The sequence below is a fragment of the Microbulbifer sp. ABF4_143 genome (genome assembly GCF_056160225.1).
In genome coordinates this window covers 90,839-113,660 of sequence record NZ_JBSWWT010000013.1, presented here as the reverse complement: position 1 = coordinate 113,660, position 22,822 = coordinate 90,839, and the positions used below count along the sequence as shown (strand labels likewise).

20 protein-coding genes and 1 tRNA gene are annotated in these 22,822 nt (G+C 61.4%); 4 read left to right on the top strand and 17 right to left on the bottom strand.

What is annotated here, in order from left to right:
- Positions 1-131 precede the first annotated feature (131 nt).
- The 9 genes from rfbD to gltX all read right to left on the bottom strand — a co-directional run bounded on the left by rfbD (position 132) and on the right by gltX (position 9,774).
- Positions 132-1,004, bottom strand: a complete 873-nt coding sequence (gene rfbD / locus ACXAF3_RS12055; protein WP_475112552.1) for a dTDP-4-dehydrorhamnose reductase — start codon at positions 1,002-1,004, stop codon at positions 132-134.
- Between the two features lie 123 nt (positions 1,005-1,127).
- Positions 1,128-1,676, bottom strand: a complete 549-nt coding sequence (gene rfbC / locus ACXAF3_RS12050) for a dTDP-4-dehydrorhamnose 3,5-epimerase (RefSeq protein ID WP_475112551.1) — start codon at positions 1,674-1,676, stop codon at positions 1,128-1,130.
- A gap of 132 nt (positions 1,677-1,808) precedes the next feature.
- Complete coding sequence (gene rfbA, locus ACXAF3_RS12045; RefSeq protein ID WP_475112550.1) at positions 1,809-2,744, bottom strand: glucose-1-phosphate thymidylyltransferase RfbA; 936 nt, start codon at positions 2,742-2,744, stop codon at positions 1,809-1,811.
- 313 nt (positions 2,745-3,057) lie between these two features.
- Positions 3,058-4,692, bottom strand: a complete 1,635-nt coding sequence (locus ACXAF3_RS12040; protein WP_475112549.1) for a polysaccharide biosynthesis/export family protein — start codon at positions 4,690-4,692, stop codon at positions 3,058-3,060.
- Positions 4,693-4,805: 113 nt separating this feature from the next.
- Positions 4,806-6,032: a KpsE/RkpR family capsule polysaccharide export protein gene (locus ACXAF3_RS12035; RefSeq protein WP_475112548.1), complete on the bottom strand. Its 1,227-nt coding sequence runs from the start codon at positions 6,030-6,032 to the stop codon at positions 4,806-4,808.
- Between the two features lie 14 nt (positions 6,033-6,046).
- Positions 6,047-6,778 (bottom strand): ABC transporter ATP-binding protein, encoded by a 732-nt coding sequence (locus ACXAF3_RS12030; protein ID WP_475112547.1) that lies wholly within the window; start codon positions 6,776-6,778, stop codon positions 6,047-6,049.
- Entirely contained in the window at positions 6,775-7,566 is a 792-nt protein-coding gene (locus ACXAF3_RS12025) for an ABC transporter permease (RefSeq protein ID WP_475112546.1), read from the bottom strand. Before ACXAF3_RS12025 ends, ACXAF3_RS12030 begins: the two co-directional genes overlap by 4 nt.
- A 366-nt stretch (positions 7,567-7,932) precedes the next feature.
- A tRNA-Ala gene (locus ACXAF3_RS12020) sits at positions 7,933-8,008 on the bottom strand.
- 290 nt (positions 8,009-8,298) lie between these two features.
- Positions 8,299-9,774, bottom strand: coding sequence for a glutamate--tRNA ligase (gene gltX, locus ACXAF3_RS12015; protein WP_475112545.1), 1,476 nt, complete (start codon positions 9,772-9,774; stop codon positions 8,299-8,301).
- A gap of 306 nt (positions 9,775-10,080) precedes the next feature.
- Between gltX and ACXAF3_RS12010 the strand changes: the two genes are divergently transcribed.
- Genes ACXAF3_RS12010 through ACXAF3_RS12000 form a run of 3 tightly spaced genes read left to right on the top strand, consistent with a single transcriptional unit; the run spans position 10,081 to position 14,182 of the window.
- The gene (locus tag ACXAF3_RS12010) at positions 10,081-10,656 is read left to right on the top strand and encodes a hypothetical protein (protein WP_475112544.1); all 576 of its coding nucleotides are present in this window, start codon (positions 10,081-10,083) and stop codon (positions 10,654-10,656) included.
- Between the two features lie 39 nt (positions 10,657-10,695).
- Entirely contained in the window at positions 10,696-13,227 is a 2,532-nt protein-coding gene (locus ACXAF3_RS12005) for a TcfC E-set like domain-containing protein (protein WP_475112543.1), read from the top strand.
- Positions 13,214-14,182 (top strand): hypothetical protein, encoded by a 969-nt coding sequence (locus tag ACXAF3_RS12000; RefSeq protein ID WP_475112542.1) that lies wholly within the window; start codon positions 13,214-13,216, stop codon positions 14,180-14,182. The genes ACXAF3_RS12005 and ACXAF3_RS12000 overlap by 14 nt, the downstream gene beginning before the upstream one ends.
- A gap of 20 nt (positions 14,183-14,202) precedes the next feature.
- On the opposite strand, the gene ACXAF3_RS11995 is transcribed toward ACXAF3_RS12000, so the two are convergent.
- The 8 genes from ACXAF3_RS11995 to fliD form a co-directional block, all read right to left on the bottom strand.
- Positions 14,203-14,883, bottom strand: coding sequence for a fimbrial biogenesis chaperone (locus tag ACXAF3_RS11995; RefSeq protein WP_475112541.1), 681 nt, complete (start codon positions 14,881-14,883; stop codon positions 14,203-14,205).
- A gap of 1,004 nt (positions 14,884-15,887) precedes the next feature.
- Complete coding sequence (flhC, locus tag ACXAF3_RS11990; RefSeq protein ID WP_475112540.1) at positions 15,888-16,454, bottom strand: flagellar transcriptional regulator FlhC; 567 nt, start codon at positions 16,452-16,454, stop codon at positions 15,888-15,890.
- Positions 16,455-16,467: 13 nt separating this feature from the next.
- Positions 16,468-16,773, bottom strand: coding sequence for a flagellar transcriptional regulator FlhD (gene flhD, locus ACXAF3_RS11985; protein ID WP_475112539.1), 306 nt, complete (start codon positions 16,771-16,773; stop codon positions 16,468-16,470).
- Between the two features lie 929 nt (positions 16,774-17,702).
- The gene (locus ACXAF3_RS11980; RefSeq protein WP_475112538.1) at positions 17,703-17,987 is read right to left on the bottom strand and encodes an EscU/YscU/HrcU family type III secretion system export apparatus switch protein; all 285 of its coding nucleotides are present in this window, start codon (positions 17,985-17,987) and stop codon (positions 17,703-17,705) included.
- The gene (gene fliK, locus ACXAF3_RS11975; protein WP_475112537.1) at positions 17,984-19,126 is read right to left on the bottom strand and encodes a flagellar hook-length control protein FliK; all 1,143 of its coding nucleotides are present in this window, start codon (positions 19,124-19,126) and stop codon (positions 17,984-17,986) included. Before fliK ends, ACXAF3_RS11980 begins: the two co-directional genes overlap by 4 nt.
- On the bottom strand, positions 19,123-19,509 hold the full coding sequence (locus ACXAF3_RS11970; RefSeq protein ID WP_475112536.1) for a flagellar protein FliT: 387 nt from the start codon (positions 19,507-19,509) through the stop codon (positions 19,123-19,125). Before ACXAF3_RS11970 ends, fliK begins: the two co-directional genes overlap by 4 nt.
- Positions 19,509-19,928: a flagellar export chaperone FliS gene (fliS, locus tag ACXAF3_RS11965; protein ID WP_475112535.1), complete on the bottom strand. Its 420-nt coding sequence runs from the start codon at positions 19,926-19,928 to the stop codon at positions 19,509-19,511. The genes ACXAF3_RS11970 and fliS overlap by 1 nt, the downstream gene beginning before the upstream one ends.
- A gap of 18 nt (positions 19,929-19,946) precedes the next feature.
- On the bottom strand, positions 19,947-21,296 hold the full coding sequence (gene fliD / locus ACXAF3_RS11960; RefSeq protein WP_475112534.1) for a flagellar filament capping protein FliD: 1,350 nt from the start codon (positions 21,294-21,296) through the stop codon (positions 19,947-19,949).
- A gap of 269 nt (positions 21,297-21,565) precedes the next feature.
- On the opposite strand from fliD, the gene ACXAF3_RS11955 reads away from it, so the two are divergent.
- A complete protein-coding gene (locus ACXAF3_RS11955) occupies positions 21,566-22,765 on the top strand; it encodes a FliC/FljB family flagellin (protein WP_475112533.1) in 1,200 nt (399 codons plus the stop codon).
- Positions 22,766-22,822: the final 57 nt, after the last annotated feature.

Sequence of the window (22,822 nt, the reverse complement as noted above, 5' to 3'; positions counted from 1 at the left end):
ATTCCGGTTTTGATCGCGGCCATGGGCCGCTCCTACATCGTTCTTTTCTCGTTTCTTCGCGGGCTCTAGCTACTGAGGGCGAACGCAAGGTTCGTTCCGGCCTTTTCAGGTATTCACGGCGCCTTCGGCCCCTACAGGGTTGCCTTTTCCTTTAATACTTGGCGCAGGGCCTGGCGCCAGTGTTGTAGTTCTATGCCCAGTTCGTTTACCAGCCGGCTTTTGTCGAGGACGCTGTAGGCCGGTCTTGTTGCCGGGGTTGGGTAGTCGGCGGTGGCGATGGGTTTTATCTCTACCTGTTTTTCCGCCGGCAGCAGGCCCGCGGCTTTGCCCTCTTCGTAGATGGCTACGGCGAAGTCGTACCAGCTGGCGGCGCCGGCGTCGGTGCAGTGGTAGATGCCTTTTGTTTCCGGTTTTTCCAGCAGGGCGTAGATGGCTTCCGCCAGGGTGTGGGTGCTGGTGGGTGTGCCTATCTGGTCGGCGACTACGCCCAGTTGGTCGCGCTCTTTCATCAGGCGCAGCATGGTGTTGGCGAAGTTGGCACCGTGGGCGCTGTAGACCCAGGCGGTGCGCAGGATGACCGCCTGCGGCAGCAGGGCCTGGACGGCGGCTTCGCCGGCGGCTTTGCTCTCGCCGTAGGCGCCCAGGGGGCGCACTGTGTCCTGCTCGCGATAGGGGGTGGCGCTCTGGCCGTCGAAGACGAAATCCGTGGACACGTGGATCAGGCGTGCGCCGAACTCCTTGCAGGCGGCAGCCAGGTTTTCCGAACCGGTGGCGTTGACGGCGAAGGCCTGTTCCTTTTCCGATTCGGCCTTGTCTACGGCGGTGTAGGCGGCGGCGTTGATAACGGCGGCCGGTTTGTGTTCGGCGATGGTTTGCATGACCTGGTCGCGGTTGGCGATGTCCAGATCTTCGCGATCCAGGGCAACCAGCTCTACATCTGCCGGGCAGCGCTTTTGCAGTTCCTGGGCCAGCTGGCCGTTTTTTCCGGTGATTAAGATTTTCATGGCTTACTTGTATTCGGTGTTCGTCATTTACCGCTCGCACTGCTTGAGCAATGGTGCAATCGACTGGTCTTCCCCGTTCGTTCGCTGGATCCCGGCCTGCGCCGGGATGACGACAGTGGTGTTTCAGTCGAAAGTCACAGCATCTTTTAAGAGCTTGCCTTCGGCATCCTTGGCTGACAGCGTCGGGGGCTCGCCGTGGACCAGGGGCCAGTCGATATTGAGATCCGGGTCGTCCCAGCGGATAGAGTGTTCGTGTTCCGGGGCGTAGTAATCGGTGCACTTGTAGACGAACTCGGCCTCTTCGCTGGTGACGTAGAAGCCGTGGGCAAAGCCCTCCGGAACCCAGAGCTGGCGTTTGTTCTCCGCGGACAGGGTGACGCCGACCCACTGGCCGAAGGTGGGAGAGCTCTTGCGGAGATCCACGGCCACGTCGAAGACTTCGCCCTTGGTGACCCGCACCAGCTTGCCCTGGGTATTCCGGGTCTGGTAGTGCAGGCCGCGCAGTATGCCCCGAGTGGATTTGCTGTGGTTGTCCTGCACGAAGGTTCTTTGCGCGCACTCGCGGTTGAACAGGTCCTGGCGGAAGGATTCGAAGAAGAAGCCACGCTCGTCGCCGAAGACTTTGGGTTCAATAATTTTTACGTCGGGGATGGCGGTTGCTATTACTTTCATACTGCTTTGTGTTCGTCTCGCTTGGTGGGCGAACACTAGGTTCGCCCCTACAGGCACTGGCCTTTACTTCAAACTAGTTTCGGGGTATTGCCAACCTTTTGCGGGCGAACACGGGGTTCGCCCCTGCGGGTTTCAGAGGGCGGCGAAGCGCTGCTGGTTGAAGGGCGAGCTTTCGCCGCTCTCCAGCAGCAGGTTCAGCAGGTATTCGCCGTAGCCGCTCTTCATCAGCGGGAGGGCCTGGGCTTCCAACTGCTCGGCGGTGATAAAGCCCTTGCGGTAGGCCACTTCTTCCGGGCAGGCGATCTTCTGGCCCTGGCGGCGTTCGATGGTCTGTACGAAGTGGGCGGCTTCCAGCAGGTTGTCGTGGGTACCGGTATCCAGCCAGGCGCTGCCGCGCCCCATCAGCTCCACGCTGAGCTGGCCCTGCTCCAGGTAGACCTTGTTGATATCGGTGATTTCCAGCTCGCCGCGGGGGCTGGGTTTGATTTCGCGGGCGATATCGCAGACCTGGCCGTCGTAGAAGTACAGGCCGGTTACCGCGTAGTTGGACTTGGGCTGTGCCGGTTTTTCTTCCAGGCTTACGGCCCTGCCCTCGCTGTCGAACTCGACTACACCGTAGGCGCGGGCATCGGCCACGCGGTAGCCGAATACGGTGGCGCCACTATCCCGGGCATCCGCCTGCTGCAGCAGGTGGCTGAAGTGCTGGGCGTAGAAGATGTTGTCCCCGAGTATCAGGGCGCTGTTGTGGCCGCCCACATGCTCGCGACCGATCAGGAAGGCCTGCGCCAGGCCGTCCGGGGAGGGCTGTACCGCATAACGGATATTGATGCCCCACTGGGAACCGTCTTCCAGCAGGCGCTGGTAGAGGCACTGCTCCTCGGGCGTGGTGATGATCAGGATATCGCGGATACCGGCGAGCATCAGCGTGGTCAGCGGGTAGTAGATCATCGGCTTGTCGTACACCGCCATCAGCTGCTTGCTGACCCCCTTGGTGAGCGGGTAGAGGCGCGTGCCGGAGCCGCCGGCCAGAATGATTCCCTTTCGGTTTGAAGTTCCTTTGAAGACCATGGTTCCCCCTGGATTCCTTAAATAGTGCCCTGCGGCACCCCACCGCCTCCGGTATCACCCTCCCCACAGGGTCTACTGCTGCCGGTTGCGGCGGGGGCCGCCTGGGCTTCCCCAATTTGGGCGGCTGGTGGCATCCGCTGCCGTTCAGCCGCCTTTCCCCCTGATTACATTCGCCTGCAAGCAGGCTCCTACTCGATGGGCACGAGCCCGCCATGGATGGCGGGAATGCCGAAACCGCACGGACGCGGTTTTCGGCCTGCGCTTTGCCCATCCTGCTTCCCCTCTCCCCCTCTCCTGCTAACGGAGAGCCGTATCAGAAGGAGAGCACCGCCGCAGTTCCCACTGCGATACGGTAGAGAATTTCTGTGACGTCTTTGGTGACCTGCAGTTCGCTGGATTGGATCTTCGGCATCACCATAATTTCGTCGCCGGGGCGCAGCCTGTCGCCGAGGCGGTTGTCGAAGTCGCTGTCGTCGATGCGGCTGATGGTGCCGTCCAGGTGCAGTATGACCAGCTCATCCCGGTTGGCGTTGTTGGCGAAGCCGCCGGCCATTTCTATGTAGTCTTCCAGCGTGCGTTTTTCGTTGTAGACCAGTGAAGTGGGGAATATCACTTCGCCCACCACCGATACCGTGGAGGCCTTCAGCGGCACCACCAGTTCGTCACCGTCTTCCAGCAGCATGCTGCCGGCGTTGGGGTTGTTGGCCAGCACCACCTGCCCGCGCGGCTGGGCCTTGCGCGCCTGGGCGATAAAGTTCTGGATCATTGCCGCGTTGTCTTTCTGCGCGGCTTTTTCCAGATCGGTATTCGGCTGGCGGGTGAGGACTTCCATCTGCAGTGCATCCAGCGAGCGCTCCAGCGCGGCGCGCTGTTTTTCCGCCACGCTTTTCCGGTACAGCTGCACGGCGGAGCGGTCGGCATTGGCGCGGAAATTGAGTTGCGCCATCAGCTCGTCCAGGGTGGCGCCGTAGGGCAGCACATAGGTGGCCGGGCCGTCCAGCTCACCGCTGACGCGCACGGAGATGGACTTGATATCGTTGTCGCTGACCAGCTCCACATGGGCGCCGGGGTACAGCGGTGTACTCAGAGCCTCCGCCAGCGGCAGGTAGCTGGCCTGCCGCTGGTCGTCAACCACCTGGGTGATGCGGGCGAAGTTGGCCTGCGGGTCCGGCTTGGCCACCAGCAGCATTTCGCCGAGCTGGGTGTAGGGGCCGATAAACTCGATCTGCGCGGCCTGCTGCACCGCGCCCTCGATGGTCACCGCGCCGTTGCGCGGCCCCACGACGATGACATCGCCGCTGCGCAGCTGCAGTGCCGGCATGGCGCCTTCGACCAGGAAGTTGTACAGGTTGATTTTTTGCACCTGCTGCTGGCCGCGCAGCACTTTGATATCGATAAAGCTGCCGCTTTTCTGGTCAATGCCGCCGGCGCTGTCCAGGTAGTAGAGGATGGAATCGGACGAATAGCCGTTGTAGAGGCCCGGGTTGTTGACATAGCCGGTGACGAACACCTTGACCGGCTGGCTGGCTTCCAGGTTCGCGTAGGCGTGCACATTGTTCTTGAATACGCGCTTGACGTGACGCAACACGAAGTTGTTCAGCTCGCCGTTCTGTACGCCGGCCACATGCACCGGCCCCACTTCCGGTACGAAGATATTGCCCTGCGGGTCCACCGGCAGGCTGGCACTGAAGCTGTAGGCACCCCACAGCTGCAGGTTGATCTTGTCTCCCACGGTGATGCGGTAGTCGGGGTTGAAACCGCTGAAGGGCTGGTCCTTGAAGGCGCCCTGGAACAGGGACTGGCCGAACACCGGCACGCCGGCGGAGAGGTCCGGCGCCTGGTCGGTTTTGTCCAGCAGTTGGGTTTCCAGGGCATGGGCGCTCGGCCAGGCCAGGGCCGTTATCAACCCCAGCAATCCGCCCAGATTTTTTAGTGTTTTTGCGATCATGTTTTTGCGTTTTTAAACGGTATTTTTCGTTCTTTCTCTGGGCTCTCGCAGGAGCCTATATGATGGGCACGCTGCGCTTTGCCCATCCTACGTTCTGTGCTTCGCCAAACCGGCTAGATTCTGTGGTCGCGGATGCTGGCGACCAGCATTTTGCCGATGCCGTAGACCAGCAGCAGAATGACCGCCAGACTGGCCAGGTTGTACAGCTTGCGCGGGTACTCCGCCTCTTCCGCCAGCGACGGCTGGCTGACTACCATCAGGTGCTTCAGGCGGTTCGACGCCTCCATGCGCGCAGTCTCCAGCGCTTTCAGCGATGCGGCATAGGCGTCTGCGGCAAACTGCAGGTCCAGCTCCAGGTTCTGGAAGTGGGCGCTGAGGCTGTTGAGGCGCTGCTCACCCTGCGCGTCCGAGACGCCGACGAGCCGCTCCTTTTCCGCGGCTATCTGGCTTTCCAGCGCGTCGATCTCCGCCTGCATGGAAACGATCTGCGACGAACCGGGGTTCAGATAGGTTTTGGCGGCGGTGAGCTTGGCCCGCTGCTCGGCCAGCTTGGCCTCCAGCCCCTGGATAATGCCGCTGATGCCCTTGGTCAGTTCTTCCGGGCTGACCACATTGTTGCGGTTCTGGAAATCGAGTATCTGCTGCTTGGCAGTGCGCAGTTTGGCCTGGGCCAGCTCCATCTCGCTGCGCACGAAAGCCACCTGCTTGTCCGCCAACTGGTTGCTGATGGCGTTGACGAAGTCCTCGGCCTTTTGCGTCACCGTCTGGATCAGCTCGCGGGCGAATTCCGGTTCGAATGCCTGCACCTCGATGGTGATGATGCCGGTCTGCTCGTCATGGCCGACGGCGATATGCTCGCGGTAGTACTCCAGGTAGTCCTCCTGGGAGGCATCCGCGGCCAGGCGGGAGAAGAAGTCGTAGCGCTCGCTCTTGTAGTAGTCGGCGAGGCCCAGCGCCTCGTCCAGGTACAGGGCCATATCCAGGGACTGGATATAGTTCACCACGAGATAGGCGTCCTGGTTGTCGCCGCTCATACCCGGCACCAGGAAGCCGAGCGTGGAGGACATATTCTGGCCGGAACCGTTTTCCTTCACGATCAGCTGGGTGCTGCTCACATAGCGGTCGGACACCCAGAGGGCGTAGTAGGCGGACACCAGCAGCAGCGGCAGCAGTACGAAGAGCGCGAGCCCCATCCAGCGCCGCAGGCCCGCAGGCTCGGCGGTCTCCTGAGACACACTCGCAGACAGGCGGGCGAGTATGCCTTTCACCGCTGCGGATGCGCGGCGCAGGGCCCTGCTGTCGGCCTTAGGCGCCCGCTCTTTTGTGGAGGTCATTTCCATAGGTAAATGCTTACTTACACTCTCTGATTGGCCGCCGCGCGCGCTTGCTGCGCTGCCTGTTGCTGCGGCTGCTGGGCTCGGGGCTTCGGCACTCCCTGCTGGTAGAGGGCGATGGCTTCCTCCACCGTGTCGAAGATCTGCAGCCCCTCCGGCCCCAAGTAAATGCCCACATCGCAGTTCTTCTTCAGCGTTGGCATTGCGTGGGCGACGATGATGAAATTGGACGTCTTGCGCTTTTCGGCGATCACCGCCTCGCACTTGTGCTTGAAGTGCGCATCTCCCACCGACATCACCTCGTCCACCAGATAGATATCGAAATCCACCGCGATGCTGAGTCCGAATGCGAGCCGCGAGCGCATACCGGACGAATAACTCTTTACCGGCGCGTCGAAGTAGTCGCCGATCTCGGCAAAGTCCTGCACCTTGTCCAGCACCCGCCGGCGCGCCGCGCCCCAGATACCGTGCAGGCCGCACACGAAAGCGCAGTTCTCGCGCCCGGTCATGCTGCCCTGAAAACCACCGGAGAGACCCATGGGCCAGGAGATCCGCTGGTCGGTAATCACGCGGCCGGAATCGGGATAGTCGATCCCCCCCATAATGCGCAGCAGCGTGGACTTGCCGGCGCCGTTGCGGCCGAGGATGCCGATATTCTTCCCCTCCGGGAAAACCGCATTCACGTCCTTAAACAGCACCTTGCGCCCCTGCGGCGTGCGGAACGACTTGGTGAGGTTGCGCAGTTCGATCATCGGCTACGCACCAGGTCGCGCCAGTTGGCCCGGTAGACCAGCAGGCCAAACGCGAGCATGCCCAGAGAGCAGAACGCGAAGTACGGCAGGTTCGCGAACATGCCGTGATAGCTGGCAAACAGCCCCTCGCGGGTCAGTTCCACCATGTGCAACAGCGGATTCCAGGCCAGGTAGGGGTGGTATTCCTCCGGCACCTGCTCCAGGGAGAAGAAGACCCCGGACATAAAATACAGCGGCCGCTGGATCATACTGCTGAACTTGGCCGCCTCGGGGAAACGCTCGCCCGCCACACACAGCGCGAGACTGAGACCGAAACAGAAGCCAAAGTAGAGTAGGTTGACCACAACCAGCAGCAAAAAGTCATTGAACGTGGCACTGATACCAAACCAGGCCAGGATGCCCAGCAGCGCGATCATGCTGAACAGGTAGATGCAAAACTCCAGCAGGGTTCGGCTCAGCACCGCATCGAAGGGACGCAGCTGCCGGTAGTTAAACAGGCCGCGGTTGGATTCCACCGCCGCCAGGCTCTTGCTGAACGAATGGCTGAAGAACAGGAAGGGGGCGATGCCGCCGAGCATAAACAGAATGGTGGGAATACCCGGGTAGAATTCCCGCCCCATAAAGCTGAATATGGTGGCCAGCACCATGATGTGCATGGCCGGCTCCAGCAGCACCCAGGCGTAACCCAGCTTCCATTTGCCGAAGCGGGTTTTCATCTCGCGCACCAGCAGCGCGTGAATCACGTCGCGCTGGATCTGCCAGGGTGTGCGCTGAACGACCGAGCCCATGTATTAAATCACTCTGATGTTTTTGCAGCCTGTGCTGATTTTTTCTTCGTTTGCCTGGGCCACTGCGCACTCCGCTGTGCCGAAAAACATCCATGCCTCACCAGAAATAATGGACGCAAGTCTCATTCTTTTTGAGACATGCGTCAACGCCCGATTCCCAACAATCCGTTGCCACCTGGTGCCACAAGCAAAGCCCTCCATCGGCATGCATATTACTCAATGGCAGTGGCACCTTCATTACCGAATCGATTACACGCCATTACACGGCCGCGCCGCCACAGAAACACGCCGCAGAGGGAGTGGAGAGAGATGGAGGAAAGGCAAAAACAAAAGGCCGCACCCTCTCGAGTGCGGCCTTTGCGTATTTGGTGGAGCTAAGCGGGATCGAACCGCTGACCTCAACACTGCCAGTGTTGCGCTCTCCCAGCTGAGCTATAGCCCCAAATTGTTGTGCTTTCCGTCGAAAGCGGGGCGCATTTTAACAGCGCCCCGGCGCCTGTCAACAGGAAAAATAACTTTTTAATCAATTAGTTAGCGACCGGGGCGTCGGAACTGGTTCCGGCGCCTGCGGTCCGCCCTCCTGCCCGCCCACCGCGGCCCCGGCGATGGGCATGCCGCTGCGCTCCTTTGCCCATCCTACGTCACGACCCGGCCCCGGGCGCGCGGAGCTCCGGCTCCACATGCGGGCTGCAGGCCCGCGCGGGCGAACACGAGGTTCGCCCGATACCGGAATCAGGCCAGGGCCGCGTACTCCTTCTCCCAGCGCTTCAGCACCTTCTTGCCGGCGCCGCCGAGCACCTCTATGGCCTGGCGCAGGCGGGCGCGACTGAGGTCCGGGCCCAGCAGGACCATCGCATCCATGACCGAGAAGGAGGCGGTGGTTCCGCTGATGGCGACAAACAGCGGCGCGTTGAAATCCTTCAACTTGATATCCATTGCCGCGGCCAATGCCTTGACCGTCTGGAAGATGTTGTCCCTGTCCCAGTTGCGCAGGGCCTCGAGGCGCCAGAGGGCGAACTGCAGCAACTTCTTCTGCTCGTCCAGATCCAGCTTGTTGTCGGCGAAGCTGGCCTCGGTCAGCGGCAGCTTGCCGGCGGCGAGGAAACTGACCAGCGGGGCGAAGTCGCCGAAAGTCTCCATCCGCTCGCGGGCGTGGGGCAGGACCTTGAGCAGGTTGTCGCGGTTGAACAGCCAGTCGACCAGGCGGTCCGCCAGCTGCTCGTTCTCCAGCTCGCGGATCCACAGGCCGTTCAGCCAGGACAGCTTCTCCACGTCGAACACGGGCCCACCGAGGGAAACACGGTGGATATCGAAGTGTTCCAGCATCTCACCCAGGGAGAACTTCTCGCGCTCGTCCGGCATGGACCAGCCCATGCGCCCCAGGTAGTTCAGCAGCGCCTCGGGCATAAAGCCGGCGCGCTGGTAATAGAGGATGGAGGTGGGGTTCTTGCGCTTGGACAGCTTGGTCTTGTCCGGATTGCGCAACAGCGGCAGGTGGCAGAGCACCGGCATTTCCCAGCCGAAATACTCGTACAGCAGCTTGTGCTTGGGGGCCGAGTTGATCCACTCCTCGCCGCGCAGCACGTGGGTGATCTGCATCAGGTGGTCGTCCACGACGTTGGCCAGGTGGTAGGTGGGCATGCCGTCGGACTTGAGCAGAATCTGCGCGTCTACTTGAGCCCAGTCGATCTCGATCGGGCCGCGCAGCAGGTCGTCGACCACGCAGGTGCCCTCTTCCGGCACCTTCATGCGCACCACATAGGGCAGGCCTGCGGCGCGGCGCCGCTCGACTTCAGCCTCCGGCAGGGCCAGATCGCTGGGCTTCAGCGCGGTGCGGCCGGCCTCGCGCAGTTGCTCGCGCAGCTGCTCCAGCTCCTCGGCGGTGCGGTAGCAGTGGAAGGCGTGGCCCTTCTCGACCAGCTCGTCGCAGTACTTCTTATAGATGTCGCCGCGCTCGCTCTGGCGGTAGGGGCCGTGGGGGCCGCCCACGTCCGGCCCCTCATCCCAGTCCAGGCCCAGCCAGCGCAGGCTGTCGAGGATGGCACGCTCCGACTCGGGGGTGCTGCGGCTCCGGTCGGTATCCTCGATCCGCAGTACAAACTGACCGCCCTGGGCGCGGGCGAAACACTGGTTAAACAGGGCGATATAGGCGGTGCCCACATGGGGGTCACCGGTGGGGGACGGTGCGATTCGGGTTCTTACGGTCATGGTCAACCTGGTTGGAGGTTAATAATAGAGAAGGAGAATTCGAGGCGCGCGATTATAGCGCCGGCGGGGCCGCGGGCACAGTGAGCGTCAGAACACCTGCCTTTTTAGTACAACGTCCCAATTTTGCACCAAATGACAAGAAAAAAGCTCAAAAAAACGTGACCTCCCTCACAAAACTGGTATCATTGGTACTAATTGCATGAATAGGGCCCAGGCTAAACCGTTAAGGATAGTCGTTGTAGGGCTGTAGCCTGCAAAATAGTCACTACAATCAACAACAATTTCTTGGTCCCAGGAAGATTCACCATGAAAAACACAGTACTTCGTTCCGTGGTCGCTGCCACTTTGGCCGCCGTATCTCTGAGCGCAACCGCGGCCACCAATCCCACGGCGGCTACCGCCGGCTCCTCCCAGGGAAGCTTCGATATCAACCTGATACTAGAGCCGCACGTCATCGTGACCGGCTTTGAGGATATGACCATCAATGCGGCCGACACCGATGTCACCGAGACTGACAATATCTGTATCGGCGGCTTTGGCTTTTCCAACTTCAACGTATCTTTCGGCAGCCTGAACGGCAACGCGGATGTGGGTACGCCCAACGGCACAGATCCCTTCCTGCTGCTGGACTCCAGCACCTCCGAAACCATTCCCTACTCCGTTGGCTTCGCTAACAGCGCCTCAGCAGGTGCCGCAGACGAAACCAGCTCCGACGGCTCTCTGAGCACCAGCTTCGCGCGCGCGGCCAACGCCACCGCGGCCGCTTGCACGGGCGGCGGCGAGAACGCCACCCTGTTCGTAGGCGTCAACGCCGCCGACTGGCAGGATGTGCAGGGCAAGAACTTTACCGACACCCTCACCGTGATGGTGACAGCCATCTGATAGCCCTGCCACCGGGCCTCTGGCCCGGTCATGTCCCCCATGAATCGCCTAGTAGCGGGAGCAATGCTCGCGCTGGCGCTGTGCGCCCGGAGTACCACCGGGCTCGCCGCCAGCGCGGCCTTTACGCTGGATACCGCAGCGCCGGACGGTTTTGCCGATCTGACCGAACCCCAGCAGTTGATCGCGGACCTTTACTATGGCAGCCGTGCACTCGGTGCCGCGCTGGTAACGGTCGATCCGGCCACTGTACGCTTCGAAGATCCCGAGACCGTGCTCCGGCTGCTGCCGCCCGCAGTGGACAAGGAGGCCGCACTTGCGCACCTGAGCGAACCACAGCCTCGCAACTCCGATAAAGTGTGCCGCACGGCTCGGCAACGACACTGCGGCTATCTCGCGCCGGAAGACTTTGCGCTGATATACGATGACAGCCGCTTCCGCATCGATCTGTTTTTTGCCGCAGATCTGCTGTCGCAACAGGCGGCGATTGACGATCCCTACCTGCCCGAATCCAGCAGCAGCTTTTCCTTCATGCAGAGTTTCAGCGGTAGCTGGTCCGGCGTAGAGTCGAACCGCGGTATTGATGGCCGCAGCGCCTCGCTGTTCGGCCAGTCGATTCTGAGCTTCGGCGAAAGCGGCCTGCACAGCCAGTGGACCGCCACGGATGAGGGTAACGGGCAGATATACCAGCTCAACTGGGCGCGCGACTTCCGCGGCCACGCCTGGTCCCTGGGCTTGATACAGCCCCAGGGCGGCTTCAGCAGCTTTCTCGCCGCGCCCTACCTCTACGGCCTGGAATACCGCAGCTCCAATAACAGCCGTATCGACAGCCGCTACCAGGGGGGCACACCGCTGGAGATCAACATGCCGGTACGCGGCCGCGTGGAAATTCACCGGGAGGGGCGCCTGCTGTTCAGCCAGCTTCTCGAAGCCGGCAACCAGCTGCTCGATACCTCCAGCCTGCCCGGCGGCGCCTACGAACTGGAGATCCGCGCTTTCGACGAAAACGGCAGGCCGCTCTCCCAACAGCAGCGTTTCTTCGCCAAGGACTCTCTTCTGCCCGCCCCGGGAGAGTGGCGCTGGACACTGCAGGCCGGCCAGCCGGCCCAATTGGTGCAGGACGACTTGCTACCCGAGCGGGGAGAAGACTACTTCTTCCAGACCGGTGTAGCCCGCCGGCTCTTCGATGACACCGGCCTCTTTGCCACCGCTGCAGCCACCGAGAAAGAACAGCTGCTGGAGCTGGGGGCGCGCTGGATCAGTGAATACGTGGAACTGTCCCCCTCCCTGCTTAAGGCGCGCGACGGCAGCAGCGGCCATCGGATACACGCCTTGCTGAAGACCCCCTATTTCACCCTAAGCGGCTCCGACACCCGGCTGAGCCCGGAACGCAGACCAGATACGGTAGACTTCAGCCGCTATGCGCTGCTCGGCACAGGCTATTCCAGCCGCAACGCCAGCCTGAACAGTGCCATGCTGGGCGGCCAGATTTCACTGCGCTACTCTGAACAGGATCGCGGTATTTATGTTTCCGCGACGGACCTGCCCGGCGCGCCGCAGGTGTCGGCCGCCAATCGCCTAACCACTTTGGAGTACCGCCGCGATATATTCCGCAATAGCCGCTGGCTGGGAGAACTGACCCTGTCCCACAGCGACGCCGATGGCGAACAACTCACCGCAGCCAGCATCCGCTTCCACTACCGTGGCGACAGCTGGAACCACAGCGCCACCTTGCGCGGCGATACCAACCCTGCGGAGTACGGCGGTACGCGCCTCGGGTTCAACTCGAGCTGGCAGGACGGCAACCGCCTGCCGATGGATTTGTCACAGCAGTTCTCCGGCGAGATATCCGAAAACCGCTACTATCTGGGCAGTGGCACCCGGGTGGCCGGGCGGCGGGGTGCGATCAGCTCCACGCTGGACTACCGCGCGGAAAGCATCAGCGGAGAGCGCTCTTTCAACTACCTCGGCAACTTCAACACCACCCTGATGACCGATGGCAACCGCTTCGCCTGGGGTGGCGAAAGAGCCACGGGCAGCGCCCTGCTGGTGGATATCCAAGGCAGCCCGGAGCAGGATTTCGAAATTCTGGTGGACGGCGCGCGGCGTGGCTATGCGAAGGGCGGACAACGCTCGGCGATCAGCCTCCCCGCCTTTCAGAGCTACGACATCACCCTGCGCCCAGTGGCAGACGGCTTCTATGACTACCGGGAGCTGCAAAACAGGATCACTCTGTACCCCGGCAATGTCGCCAATGCCAGTTATCAGGTCAAACCGCTGATACTGGTATTGGGGCGCATCATGGAGGATGGCAAACCCGTTGCCCACAGAAAAATCTCCATCGGCGAGCAAAGCGCCATCACCGACGAGTTCGGCGTCTTCCAGCTGGAGATGTATGCCAATCCACGCAAGCTGCAGGTACCGCCTGTGGTTTGGGGCGACTGCCGGATTCCCCTGCCGGAGCAGAGTGCCGGTGAGCACTGGGTGAATTTGGGGGATATCGATCTTTCAAACGCGGAATGCGGAGGCTATCAAAGCGACTATGCCGCACGTGAAACATATGAAACGCATTAGTAACTTGCTTGCGCTTGGGGCGCTTTGTATTTTCGCGGGCCTTTGTAACCAGGTGATGGCCCAGCCATGCTCTAGCCCCCAGTCCAATACCCGAATCGAGGCCTGCGAATTCGATTCGCAACCCATTGCGCTTGACTTGCAAACTGCCGAGCAAGGGTACATTCCGTTCCGCAGTATCAGCCGCGGCCGTTTCTGTTTATTTATTTGGTGCACTCCTTGGAACGCCGTCAGTTACACCGCCCAGGTCGACGGCTCTTCAGCAGGAAGCTCTTTCTTGCTTTCTGGAGCAAATGGGTCAGTGCCCATTAATTTGACATACTCAAGCACTAGCGCCTCGGACCAACCGCTGCAGCCCGGAGTGCCGACCAGCCCCGTTCCGGGCACCAACAGCCACGAAAATGCGAATATCACTGTCTGGCTTACGGGGCCTGACGCTGGAGCATCACTGCTTCCCGGCACCTATACCGGAACATTTACCCTTACCCTGCGACAACAAGGCAACTGCGATTACCGCGGCTGTCAGGTCGATACGGTTTCATTCAGTATTGAATTGAATGTGCCGGCCAATATTCGTATCAGCGGTCTGGACAATATGCCGATCAATGCTCCCGCCGAGATGACTAAAAGCGAAGATTTCTGCGTGTTCACCCAGGGCGGCGCCAACTTCGGCATCAGAGCGGACAGTGCCGTGGGCAACGGCAGCTTTCAGCTCGAAGGACAGAACACCGGCGAAAAAATTTCCTACAATACCGAGGCAGATACCTTTCCCGCCAGTGCCCCAGTACCGCTTAGTGAAGGTATCCCGACAACTGCCATCTGGAGCGGCCATCCCCAGCAGGACTGTAACAACAGCTCCAATATGCGCATCGTTATCAGTCTGCCGCCTGGCGCTCTCGACAACGCTATGGAGCGGCAATACCACGACACCCTGACGCTGACTGTGGAGCTGGAGTAACGATTGCGCCCGGCCTACCGTCAGCGAAGGGGTATACTAAGCCTTTTAGTTTCCCGCCCCCGCGCCAGCAGCTCGAGGTGCCCACCGGTGATATCCTCCTGTATCGGCAGAGCGGCGCCGGCGTAAAGCCGCCCCTTCAGCGACAGCGGGCGGCAGCTGGCTTCGCTCAGGCAGTGCTGTACCTCGGCCACCTCGACGTTGATATTGCCACTGTTCTTCAGCACCCACTGATCCCCCTGCTTTTCGACCTCCAGCTTGTAGCGGCCATCCTTCGGCTGCACGAAGATCAGCGCCTGATAGGCAACGAGGATTTTCAGTGCGGAGCGGTCGCTCTTGATTTTCCCGACCACCGGCTTGAAGGTCACCCGGTAGACCCTCTCCCGCTCCAGGTTCCGCTCCAGAGACATGATGCGAAAACGCTTCTGCTCACCGGTGGTCAGCACCGCCTTGGAAGGACTGACCAGCAGCTTGAACTCCTTCGGGTCCACCACCCGCACCCGCTTCTCGTCCGGCAGGCCGGGGTTGTCCACCCGGTAGATCTCCGTCTGCAGATAGAGCGTCTCCTTGTCCGGGTTGGTCACGACGATATCGTCGCGGGCATTGGGGGAGTCGTCCAGATAGACAATGATCTTGTCCAGGGACATGGCGGCCAGGGCCGACTGGGTGAGCGACAGCAAAAGAGCGGCAAGAATTCTCTTCATAGCAAACGGGCGTAGCTTTACGTGGAAAGCCACATTCTATCCGCGCCTACAGGGCCGGGGAACCGCTATTCCGCAGTTATCAGCACCATTTTGCCGTCTGCGGACGCGGAAAGGGGGACACAGTAAGCACCCGGGCGACCGGCCAGGCGCCTCTCTTCCAACGCCTGATTCCTCATATCGCGAACGGAGAGGTAATAGTGATCGGCGGGGATGCGGCTGAGACACAGCTGCCCCGTGTCTGGGTCATCGGTCTGGCGCAGCTGCGCTCTGGAGGAGAGGCGCAGCGTGATACGCGCCGAAGCCGAGGCGCTGACTATATTTTCAGCGCCACCGGTAGCGATTGGCAGGGCGAGTCCCAGGCTAAGCAGCACACCGACCGAAAGCTTCCCATACCTCATGGCGCAGGCTCCCTATTTCCATCTCGGCCACTATCCCTTCCGTGGTTTTCCACCCGCTCTTTTTTAGTCTATCAGCCGGATGGAGTTCAAATGGCCCTTGAGAATATTTGGCGCCGGGAGCGCCAAGTGTGCCCACCAGCCCTCCCGACGGGCTCCGCCCGCCCGCGCCACTTTTATGTATAAACTCCTTATCGGCCGGCGAACGGCGAGATTGAGGGTGGAAAAGGGAGAAAAAACGCTCTATGCGGGGAGACCCTGAGGATGCTTGCGGTCAGTGTTGAAAGAGCGGGAAATGTCGGCGGGAAGCGCTTTCCGCGACATATCCCCGTACCGCATCTAGGGCCTGCCCACACTAAATTAAACGACCGCCGCCGCAGCTATCGAATTTAGTGTGAACAGGCCCTAAGGAACCTCTGAATAATTCCGCGATACCTCTGCAAGCCCCGCAGGGCGGGCCCTGAAGGCCGCATCTGCGGCGTTGCAGCTCTTGCAAAGGGCCGGGCCATTCGCGGCGAGCTGCGCCTAACAGCTGCAGCCTTCAGGGCCCGCAGAGGCATTGCGGAGTTATTCAGAGGTTCCCCAACTTTATTGCCTGATCGAGAATCGTCAGGCCTCGGCGGCCAGGCGCTCCTGCCCGGCGTGAGAGGAGGAGGCCCGCCCCTTGCGAGTCTTGCCCGCCCGGGACGGCGGCTGGCAGATTCCGCAGACGAAATCCTGACTGGGCGTGTGTGCGTGGTTGACGAACTTGCCGTGACAACTGGTGCACTCGGACAGCTCGAACATGCCGCTCTCGAAGAAGCGCACCAGGGTCCAGGCGCGGGTGAGCCCCAGCACCGGCTCCTCGCCGTCCAACTCCACCTGCTCCAGATACAGCCGGTAGGCCTTTACCAGGCCTTCCATTCTCTCGCACCCCTGCTCTTCCGTGAGGCGCCGGTAGATACCATAGAAGAGGGACGAGTGGATATTCGGCAGCCAGGTAATGAACCAATCGGTGGAAAACGGCAGCATACCCTTGGGTGGCGACATGCCCCGCACCTCCTTGTAGAGCCGGATCAGGCGCCCCCGACTCAAATCGGTTTCAGATTCCAGCACCTGCAAGCGCGCGTTCAGCTCGATCAGCTCTATGGCGAGCTGTACCTGCTGCATTTCGTTGACCAGGCTTTTTTCGGACATGGTCCACTACCCCTTAGCCTGCATTTGAAGACATCAGAAGAGCCGTATGTATATGGCCCAACCCCTGAGCGCGCTTGTTGCTTGTGAGCTTGGTCAACTGATCCGCGTCATCGAAATGCAAACGGAACAGCAACTGATTGGTCCGCGCCAGCTGAGTTAGCTGTTTCGCGGTCAGCGATACCAGTACCTTAGCCAGCGATTCCTTGATTTTCAGCCGGAATAGGGCTGTTGCGTAGTCTTCCTTGAGAAGCCGCTGTGCCAGCAGCAAGTAACTGAGGTTGATTTCCTGGATCTCGTCGATGGCACTTTCCAACTTCATCTTTTGTTTTCTCCTACGGTGATCTCACCCAGGGAGCGCCCGAATACCCTGGATCGGTTCAAGGAATGCTCTTGCGCGACTACACCATCGCAGGGGCAGACTTCAAACACGACCTTCGGGAGGGCTGCGAAAACCGCCGGTGGAGTCGGATCGGCCTCGCCGGGGACCCCTCGAGTAAAAATCATGCCTTGAGTTTTTTTCTACTGAGAACCCTTCATACACCGCCTCCATGCAGCTTCGGAGCCCACACACCCCGAAATCAAATCCCCCAAAAAAATGTGAAATGCATCATGTCAGTTTTGTGACACATGATCGCGTCGAGGCGAAATTACCATAACTTAACAATCTATTGATATGCCTGTTGTGACTAAAAGCCACAGAGGCACTTTCAGGACAAAGTGCACTTTGATTTCGTGACAGTTCAGCAAATCCGTTGCACCTGAAAACCATTCATGAGGACGAATCGCAACGGCGGGCAGCCAAAAAAGCAAAAGTGATTACAAGTCACCGATTGCGCGCTTCCCCTCTCCCCGACCACTACTGCTGGAATTTCCCCACCCCTAGCGGAAGCGGTCAAACTTCAAACGGTCTTTCCGCTGCTTTGTAGAAAATAGCCACACTCAGCACTTAAGCTCACCACTTTCCGAAGGCCGCTCCCATCCGGTAAAAGCTCTATCGCGCCGGCAGCTTCCGAATAAAATATGAACACCCTCAACACAAAAACTTCTCAATTGCCCACAGGCCCGCTTCTTGCCGCTCCTGCTTACCGAGCTGCCCCGGAAAGAAAACTTTGCACTAGCATGAAATCCTCAAAGAATCAGTGAGAGAATTCACATTTCGGGTGCACTTTACCACAGCAGAACCAGTCTTTTGTGACAATTCTTCACATCCAACCTGCACAAAATTAATTTTGTGACACGCATCACAAACTATTTCTGGTATTCCAGATCTAGCGTCTGCAACTCCCTCACCCAGACCAACAGTTCCGCAATTACCTGGTAGAGGCGGGGTGGAATGCGCTCATCTATGTCCAGTTGCATCAGCAAGGCGACCAGTTCGGGAGCGTCGTGGACGAAAATGCCCTGTGCGCGCGCCTCGGCAACAATGCGCTCCGCCAGTTCGCCGTAGCCCCGGGCCACCACTCGCGGCGCTGTATCGCCGTCCCGGTAGGCCAAAGCGACCGCTCGACGCCGCTCTTCCCGCTTGGCCGTCACGCTTCCACCTTCAGTATTACCTCTTCAAAGCCCAGCGCGCTGAGGCGCTCGCGCAGACGCGCGGCGGCGCCATCGAGCCGCGCCGCCAATCCCTCGGAGGTGGAGGCCAGCACCAGATCGAGGCGCTCCCCGTGCAGCCCCAGGCGCACCTGTATCTCGCCGCCGCCCAGCAGCCGCAGGGTCAGATGCGAGCGCCAACTGTTCTCCTGTTGCCGCTCTCGCCGGCCGTCGGCCGCCTCACCGCCCTCCCGCTGCGAGACCAGTTCGGGCGGCTGAAACGTGAGGGCCATGGCAAGCCCGGGCCAGACCTCCCCCTCCCAGCGCAGAACCGGTGCGGCGAGCATTTCCAGCTGATGGCGCAACAGCCCCCGCAGGGTCTCGCCGGCCGCCCCGTCGCGCGGAACTCTGAGCCGGGGAGCCGTTTCGGTAGCGCCCTCCACCGGTGCCGTCCCGGCTGGCGGAGACGGCGCCGTCTGCCCACTGCCTTTCGGCAACCCCGCGGCGGGGATCCGGCCGGAGTCGGAAGGAGCGTCCGAAAGCGGGGACGCGCCCCGCCCCGCGGGGGCGGCGGGCTCCGGCGCCCGCGGCGGCACCCGGGTCAGGCGCATCTGCGGCTCCCGCGACAGCATCTCGCTCCCCAAGGCGCCGCGATACCAGCGCTCCAGGTGGGGCTCGTAAAAGAGCCCGCTGCGGTCCACGCTGGTGCGCAGTTCCCGGGCCAGCTGCTCCGGCTGCGCCGCTTCGGCAGAAGGCAACAGCGGCGCCGGTGGACGTATCGCAGAGGGCGGCGCCGGGTAGCGCAGCAGCAGGTCTGCAATCGCGCGAGCGGCGGCGCTGAAATGAGTGCGCACCGAGCCGGCGCCGGAAGAGGCCGTTTCCACCGGCGCGCCGCCGGGCCGGGCCCGACTGGTGCCAGCCGCGACCTTCTCCCCCCGCAGCAGCCCAGGGGCTCCGGGGCCAGCCGCCTCCGGCAGGGGGGCACGCGGGTGCAGACGCGAATCGCTGCGCAGCGCCGACACCGCCTCTCCGGGAGCCGCCGGGCGCACCGGCTCGGTCAGGGTCGGCGCCGGTGCCGTGTCCACCCGCTTGCCCAACACCTGGTGCAAAAGGGTGTCCAGTATCGGGGTAATTCCGCTCACAGGCGCCCTTGATCATCGTCGGCACGGGTGCCGTAGGATCGCGCTAGATCGCGCCTGCGCTGGGATACGCCTATCTGTTTCTGCAGCTCCTCCCGCCGCTCCAACAGACAGCGGCGTATTTCCATATCCTGTTCCAGAATCCGCTCCAGCATTTCACCCTTGCGGCGGCGATCCTCGTCGCTGAGCTGGATGCCCTCCTCGGCCCTGGAGAGGGATTCCACTTCGACGACATAGCAGGATTGCTCCTCGACCAGTGTGAACCAGTCCTTTTCCCGCACGCAGGCGAGCATGCGGGAGGATCGCGCCAACAGACTCGCGTAAGCCGCCAGCAACCGCTCCGGTGAATTCAGCGGACCGCCCTCCGTGGAATAGGAGTCTTTCATCACGCCCCCTTATCTCCCCGAGGTTCGATTTCGCGCCACGCGGAGGCCAACTCCCCGAGCAGGCGCCGGGCTTCTTCCAGCGCCGCCGCATCGTCGTGCAGGTTGGCCTTGAGCAGAAGGCGGGCGATGTAGTCGTACAGGGACGCCATGCGCTCGGCCAGTTCACCGCCGCGCTCGCGGTCAAGGGCGGCCAGCAGCCCTTTGTTGACGATGTCCAGGGCTTTGGAAATGGCCTTGCCTTTTTCCGCACGGTTGCCGTCGCGGAGGTGAATCTCCGCAGCGCGGATGGCACTGTCCGCGCCGTCGAACAGAAGGGTGATCAGGCGGTGGGGGCTGGCGGAGAGCACATCGCTCTCCACCCCGACCCGGGCATAGGCGGCGGCGCCGCGGGAGCGGCCCGCGCCTGGATTCAGGTTCATCAATGACTTCTCCCTGCGTTATTGCTTCAATTGCGCGCTCAGGGCCTCGAACTGCTGCGTCAGATAGGTACTGGTGGAATTCATCTGCGCGATCAGGCTATCGAGCTGGGCGAACTGGCTGCGGTAGCGGGCGATGGTCTCCTCGATGCGGGCTTCGGTACGCTCGTAGCGCTCCGACAGCCCCTCAATGCTGCTTTCAAGTCCCTCGGTGGCATTTTTCAGCGTACCATCCTCTTCCAGCAGGCGATCCAAGGTGCTGTCGACGCGGTCGGCAAAGCCCGCGGCGTCACCGGTCGCACCGGCAAAGAATCCCGTCAGATCCGCGAGCCGGTTGGCCACCGCATCGTCGAGCGCCTCTTCGTCCACCTCCAGCGTGCCGTCCAGTTGCAGGCTGATACCCAAGTCAGCCAGGGTACTGAAACCGGCACCGTCGACGACCTCGCCCATCAGGTTACGCAGTTGGCTCTCGACGCTGCGCACCGTAGCGTTGCCCAGGAGCGTGCCGGCACTGCCGGTGTCCGCGTTGTAGCCAGTCAGGTCTGACAAGGTCTTCTGCAGGTCGTTGTAGGCGGAGACAAAGGCTTTGATATTTTTCTGCACGGATTCGCTGTCGCGGGTTATATCCAGGGTCGCGCTGCCGGTGTCGCCGATATCCAGCACCACACCCTGGATGGCCCCTTCGACCCGGTTACTCTGGCTTTCAATTGCGATGCCGTTGACGGTCAGCTCTGCGTTGCGCGCCTGTATTTCGGTGGCCGCATCCAGGCTCAGCTGCCCGCCCAGGCCAGTGAAGTTCACCGAGGCAATGGCCGCCTCGGTGCCGGTTTCTCTGGAGGACAGCACCAGGCGATAGGGCTGCCCGCTGCCGTCGTTGACAATCGACGCGGTGACGCCGGCATCGGCGTCGTTGATCGCATCGCGGATCCCTTCCAGCGAGCTGTCTTTCGCGCTCACATTTACACTGAAGCTTTCGCCACTGCCCAGGGTAAAGTCGATACTCCCCGCCCCCAGGGCCTCGCTTTTGTCCGCCAGGCCCGCGGAGGCGATGCTGTAGCGGCGGGCCATTTGCGTCACATCGATATCGTAGGCCCCCACCACGGCCTCCTCATTCGCGGACGCCGCGAGCGACTCGCCGCCGATATCGGTTTTCACCGCGCGGAAAGTCTCCGCGTCCGCGAGCTTGGCCGCCGCCTCCTGAAAACTGGCCAGGGCGCTCTCCAGCCGACCGAAGGCGGAGATCTTTGCCTGGTAGCTCTTCTGCTGCTGCACGATCGGAGTCAGTTGCTGTCGCTCCGCGGACTCCAGCTGGTCCAGGAGACCGTTCAAATCCAGGCCGGAACCGATGCCCAGGGATGAAATACTGGCCATATGTTTTCCTTAATATGGAGGTACCTAGTCTACACAGCCGCCCATTGTGGCGCGCCGATAAAAAAGGAAGCCGCCGAAAAAGCCCGGCAACACCCGCTATTTCTGCCTATCGGCCCAGCCGGACAGGACTTTAGAGCCCCGGGCATGTGGAAAAAGTTTTTTTGTCACACCCTAAAGGCCAGCGCAGATTCGCCGAAAGACTGGGTAACGGCCAGCGCCGTTGTTCTAGAAATCAAACGCCAAACGGTGAGAAACCGAGGGACATCGATATGTCAGTAATCAATACCAACATCACGGCCATGATCGGCCAACAAAATCTGGGCAAATCCCAGAGCGCCCTGCAGACCGCCATGGAGCGCCTGTCCTCCGGCCTGCGTATCAACAGCGCCAAGGACGACGCCGCCGGCCAGGCCATCGCCAACCGCATGACTGCCCAGATCACTGGTCTGTCCCAGGCCCAGCGCAACGCCAACGACGGCATCTCCGTGGCCCAGACTGCCGAAGGCGCCCTGAACCAGGTTAACGACAACCTGCAGCGCATCCGCGAGCTGACCGTTCAATCCCAGAACGGTACCAACTCTGCCGACGACCTGAAGTCTATCCAGGCCGAGATCGATCAGCGCCTGACCGAGATCAACCGCATCTCCGAACAGACTGACTTCAACGGCGTCAAGGTGCTGGCCGACGACCAGACCCTGTCCATCCAGGTGGGCGCCAACGACGGCGAGAGCATTAGCATCAGTCTGAAGGAAATTACCTCCGCCACCCTCGGCCTCGACAGCTTCAACGTCAATGGCCCCCAAGGCACCCTGACCGCCCAAACCGGTGGCACCACCACTGAAATGCAGGACGCCTACGGCACCACGACCCAGATCGCCGACTCCACTATTGCCGAGAACAATGCCGGTGACCTGGCATCCCGTCTGGGTGTCGCAGCCGGCAGCGTCGTCTTCACCGGCACCGCGCAGACCGACGAAGCCGGTAACTGGTATGCCGAAGTCACCATCACCGCCAACTCCACGGCCGAGTCCAACTCACTGAAGGCGCTGGGCTTCGATCTGGACAACGGCGCCAGCGGTACCTACTACATCGCCCTGGAGCCGAGCGACGCCGATGTAACCTCTGCAGCCACCACCGCCGCGTTCAGCATCGACACCGCCAATATCAGCCTGTCCGACCTGAGTGCCGGCCGCACCTCCAACGGCCTGGCGGCTCTGGACAGCGCCCTGGAACAGGTGGACGAGCTGCGCTCCGATCTGGGTGCCATCCAGAACCGTTTCGAGTCGGCCATCACCAACCTGCAGACCAACCAGACCAACCTCTCTGCAGCCCGCTCGCGTATTGAAGACGCCGACTACGCTGTCGAAGTCTCCAATATGACCCGCGCGCAAATTCTGCAGCAGGCCGGCACTTCCGTTCTGGCCCAGGCCAACCAGGTACCGCAGAACGTGCTGTCCCTGCTGGGCTAATCGCCAGCCAAGTGACCGGGACCTTTCCGGTCCAACGAAAAGGGGGCCTCTGGGCCC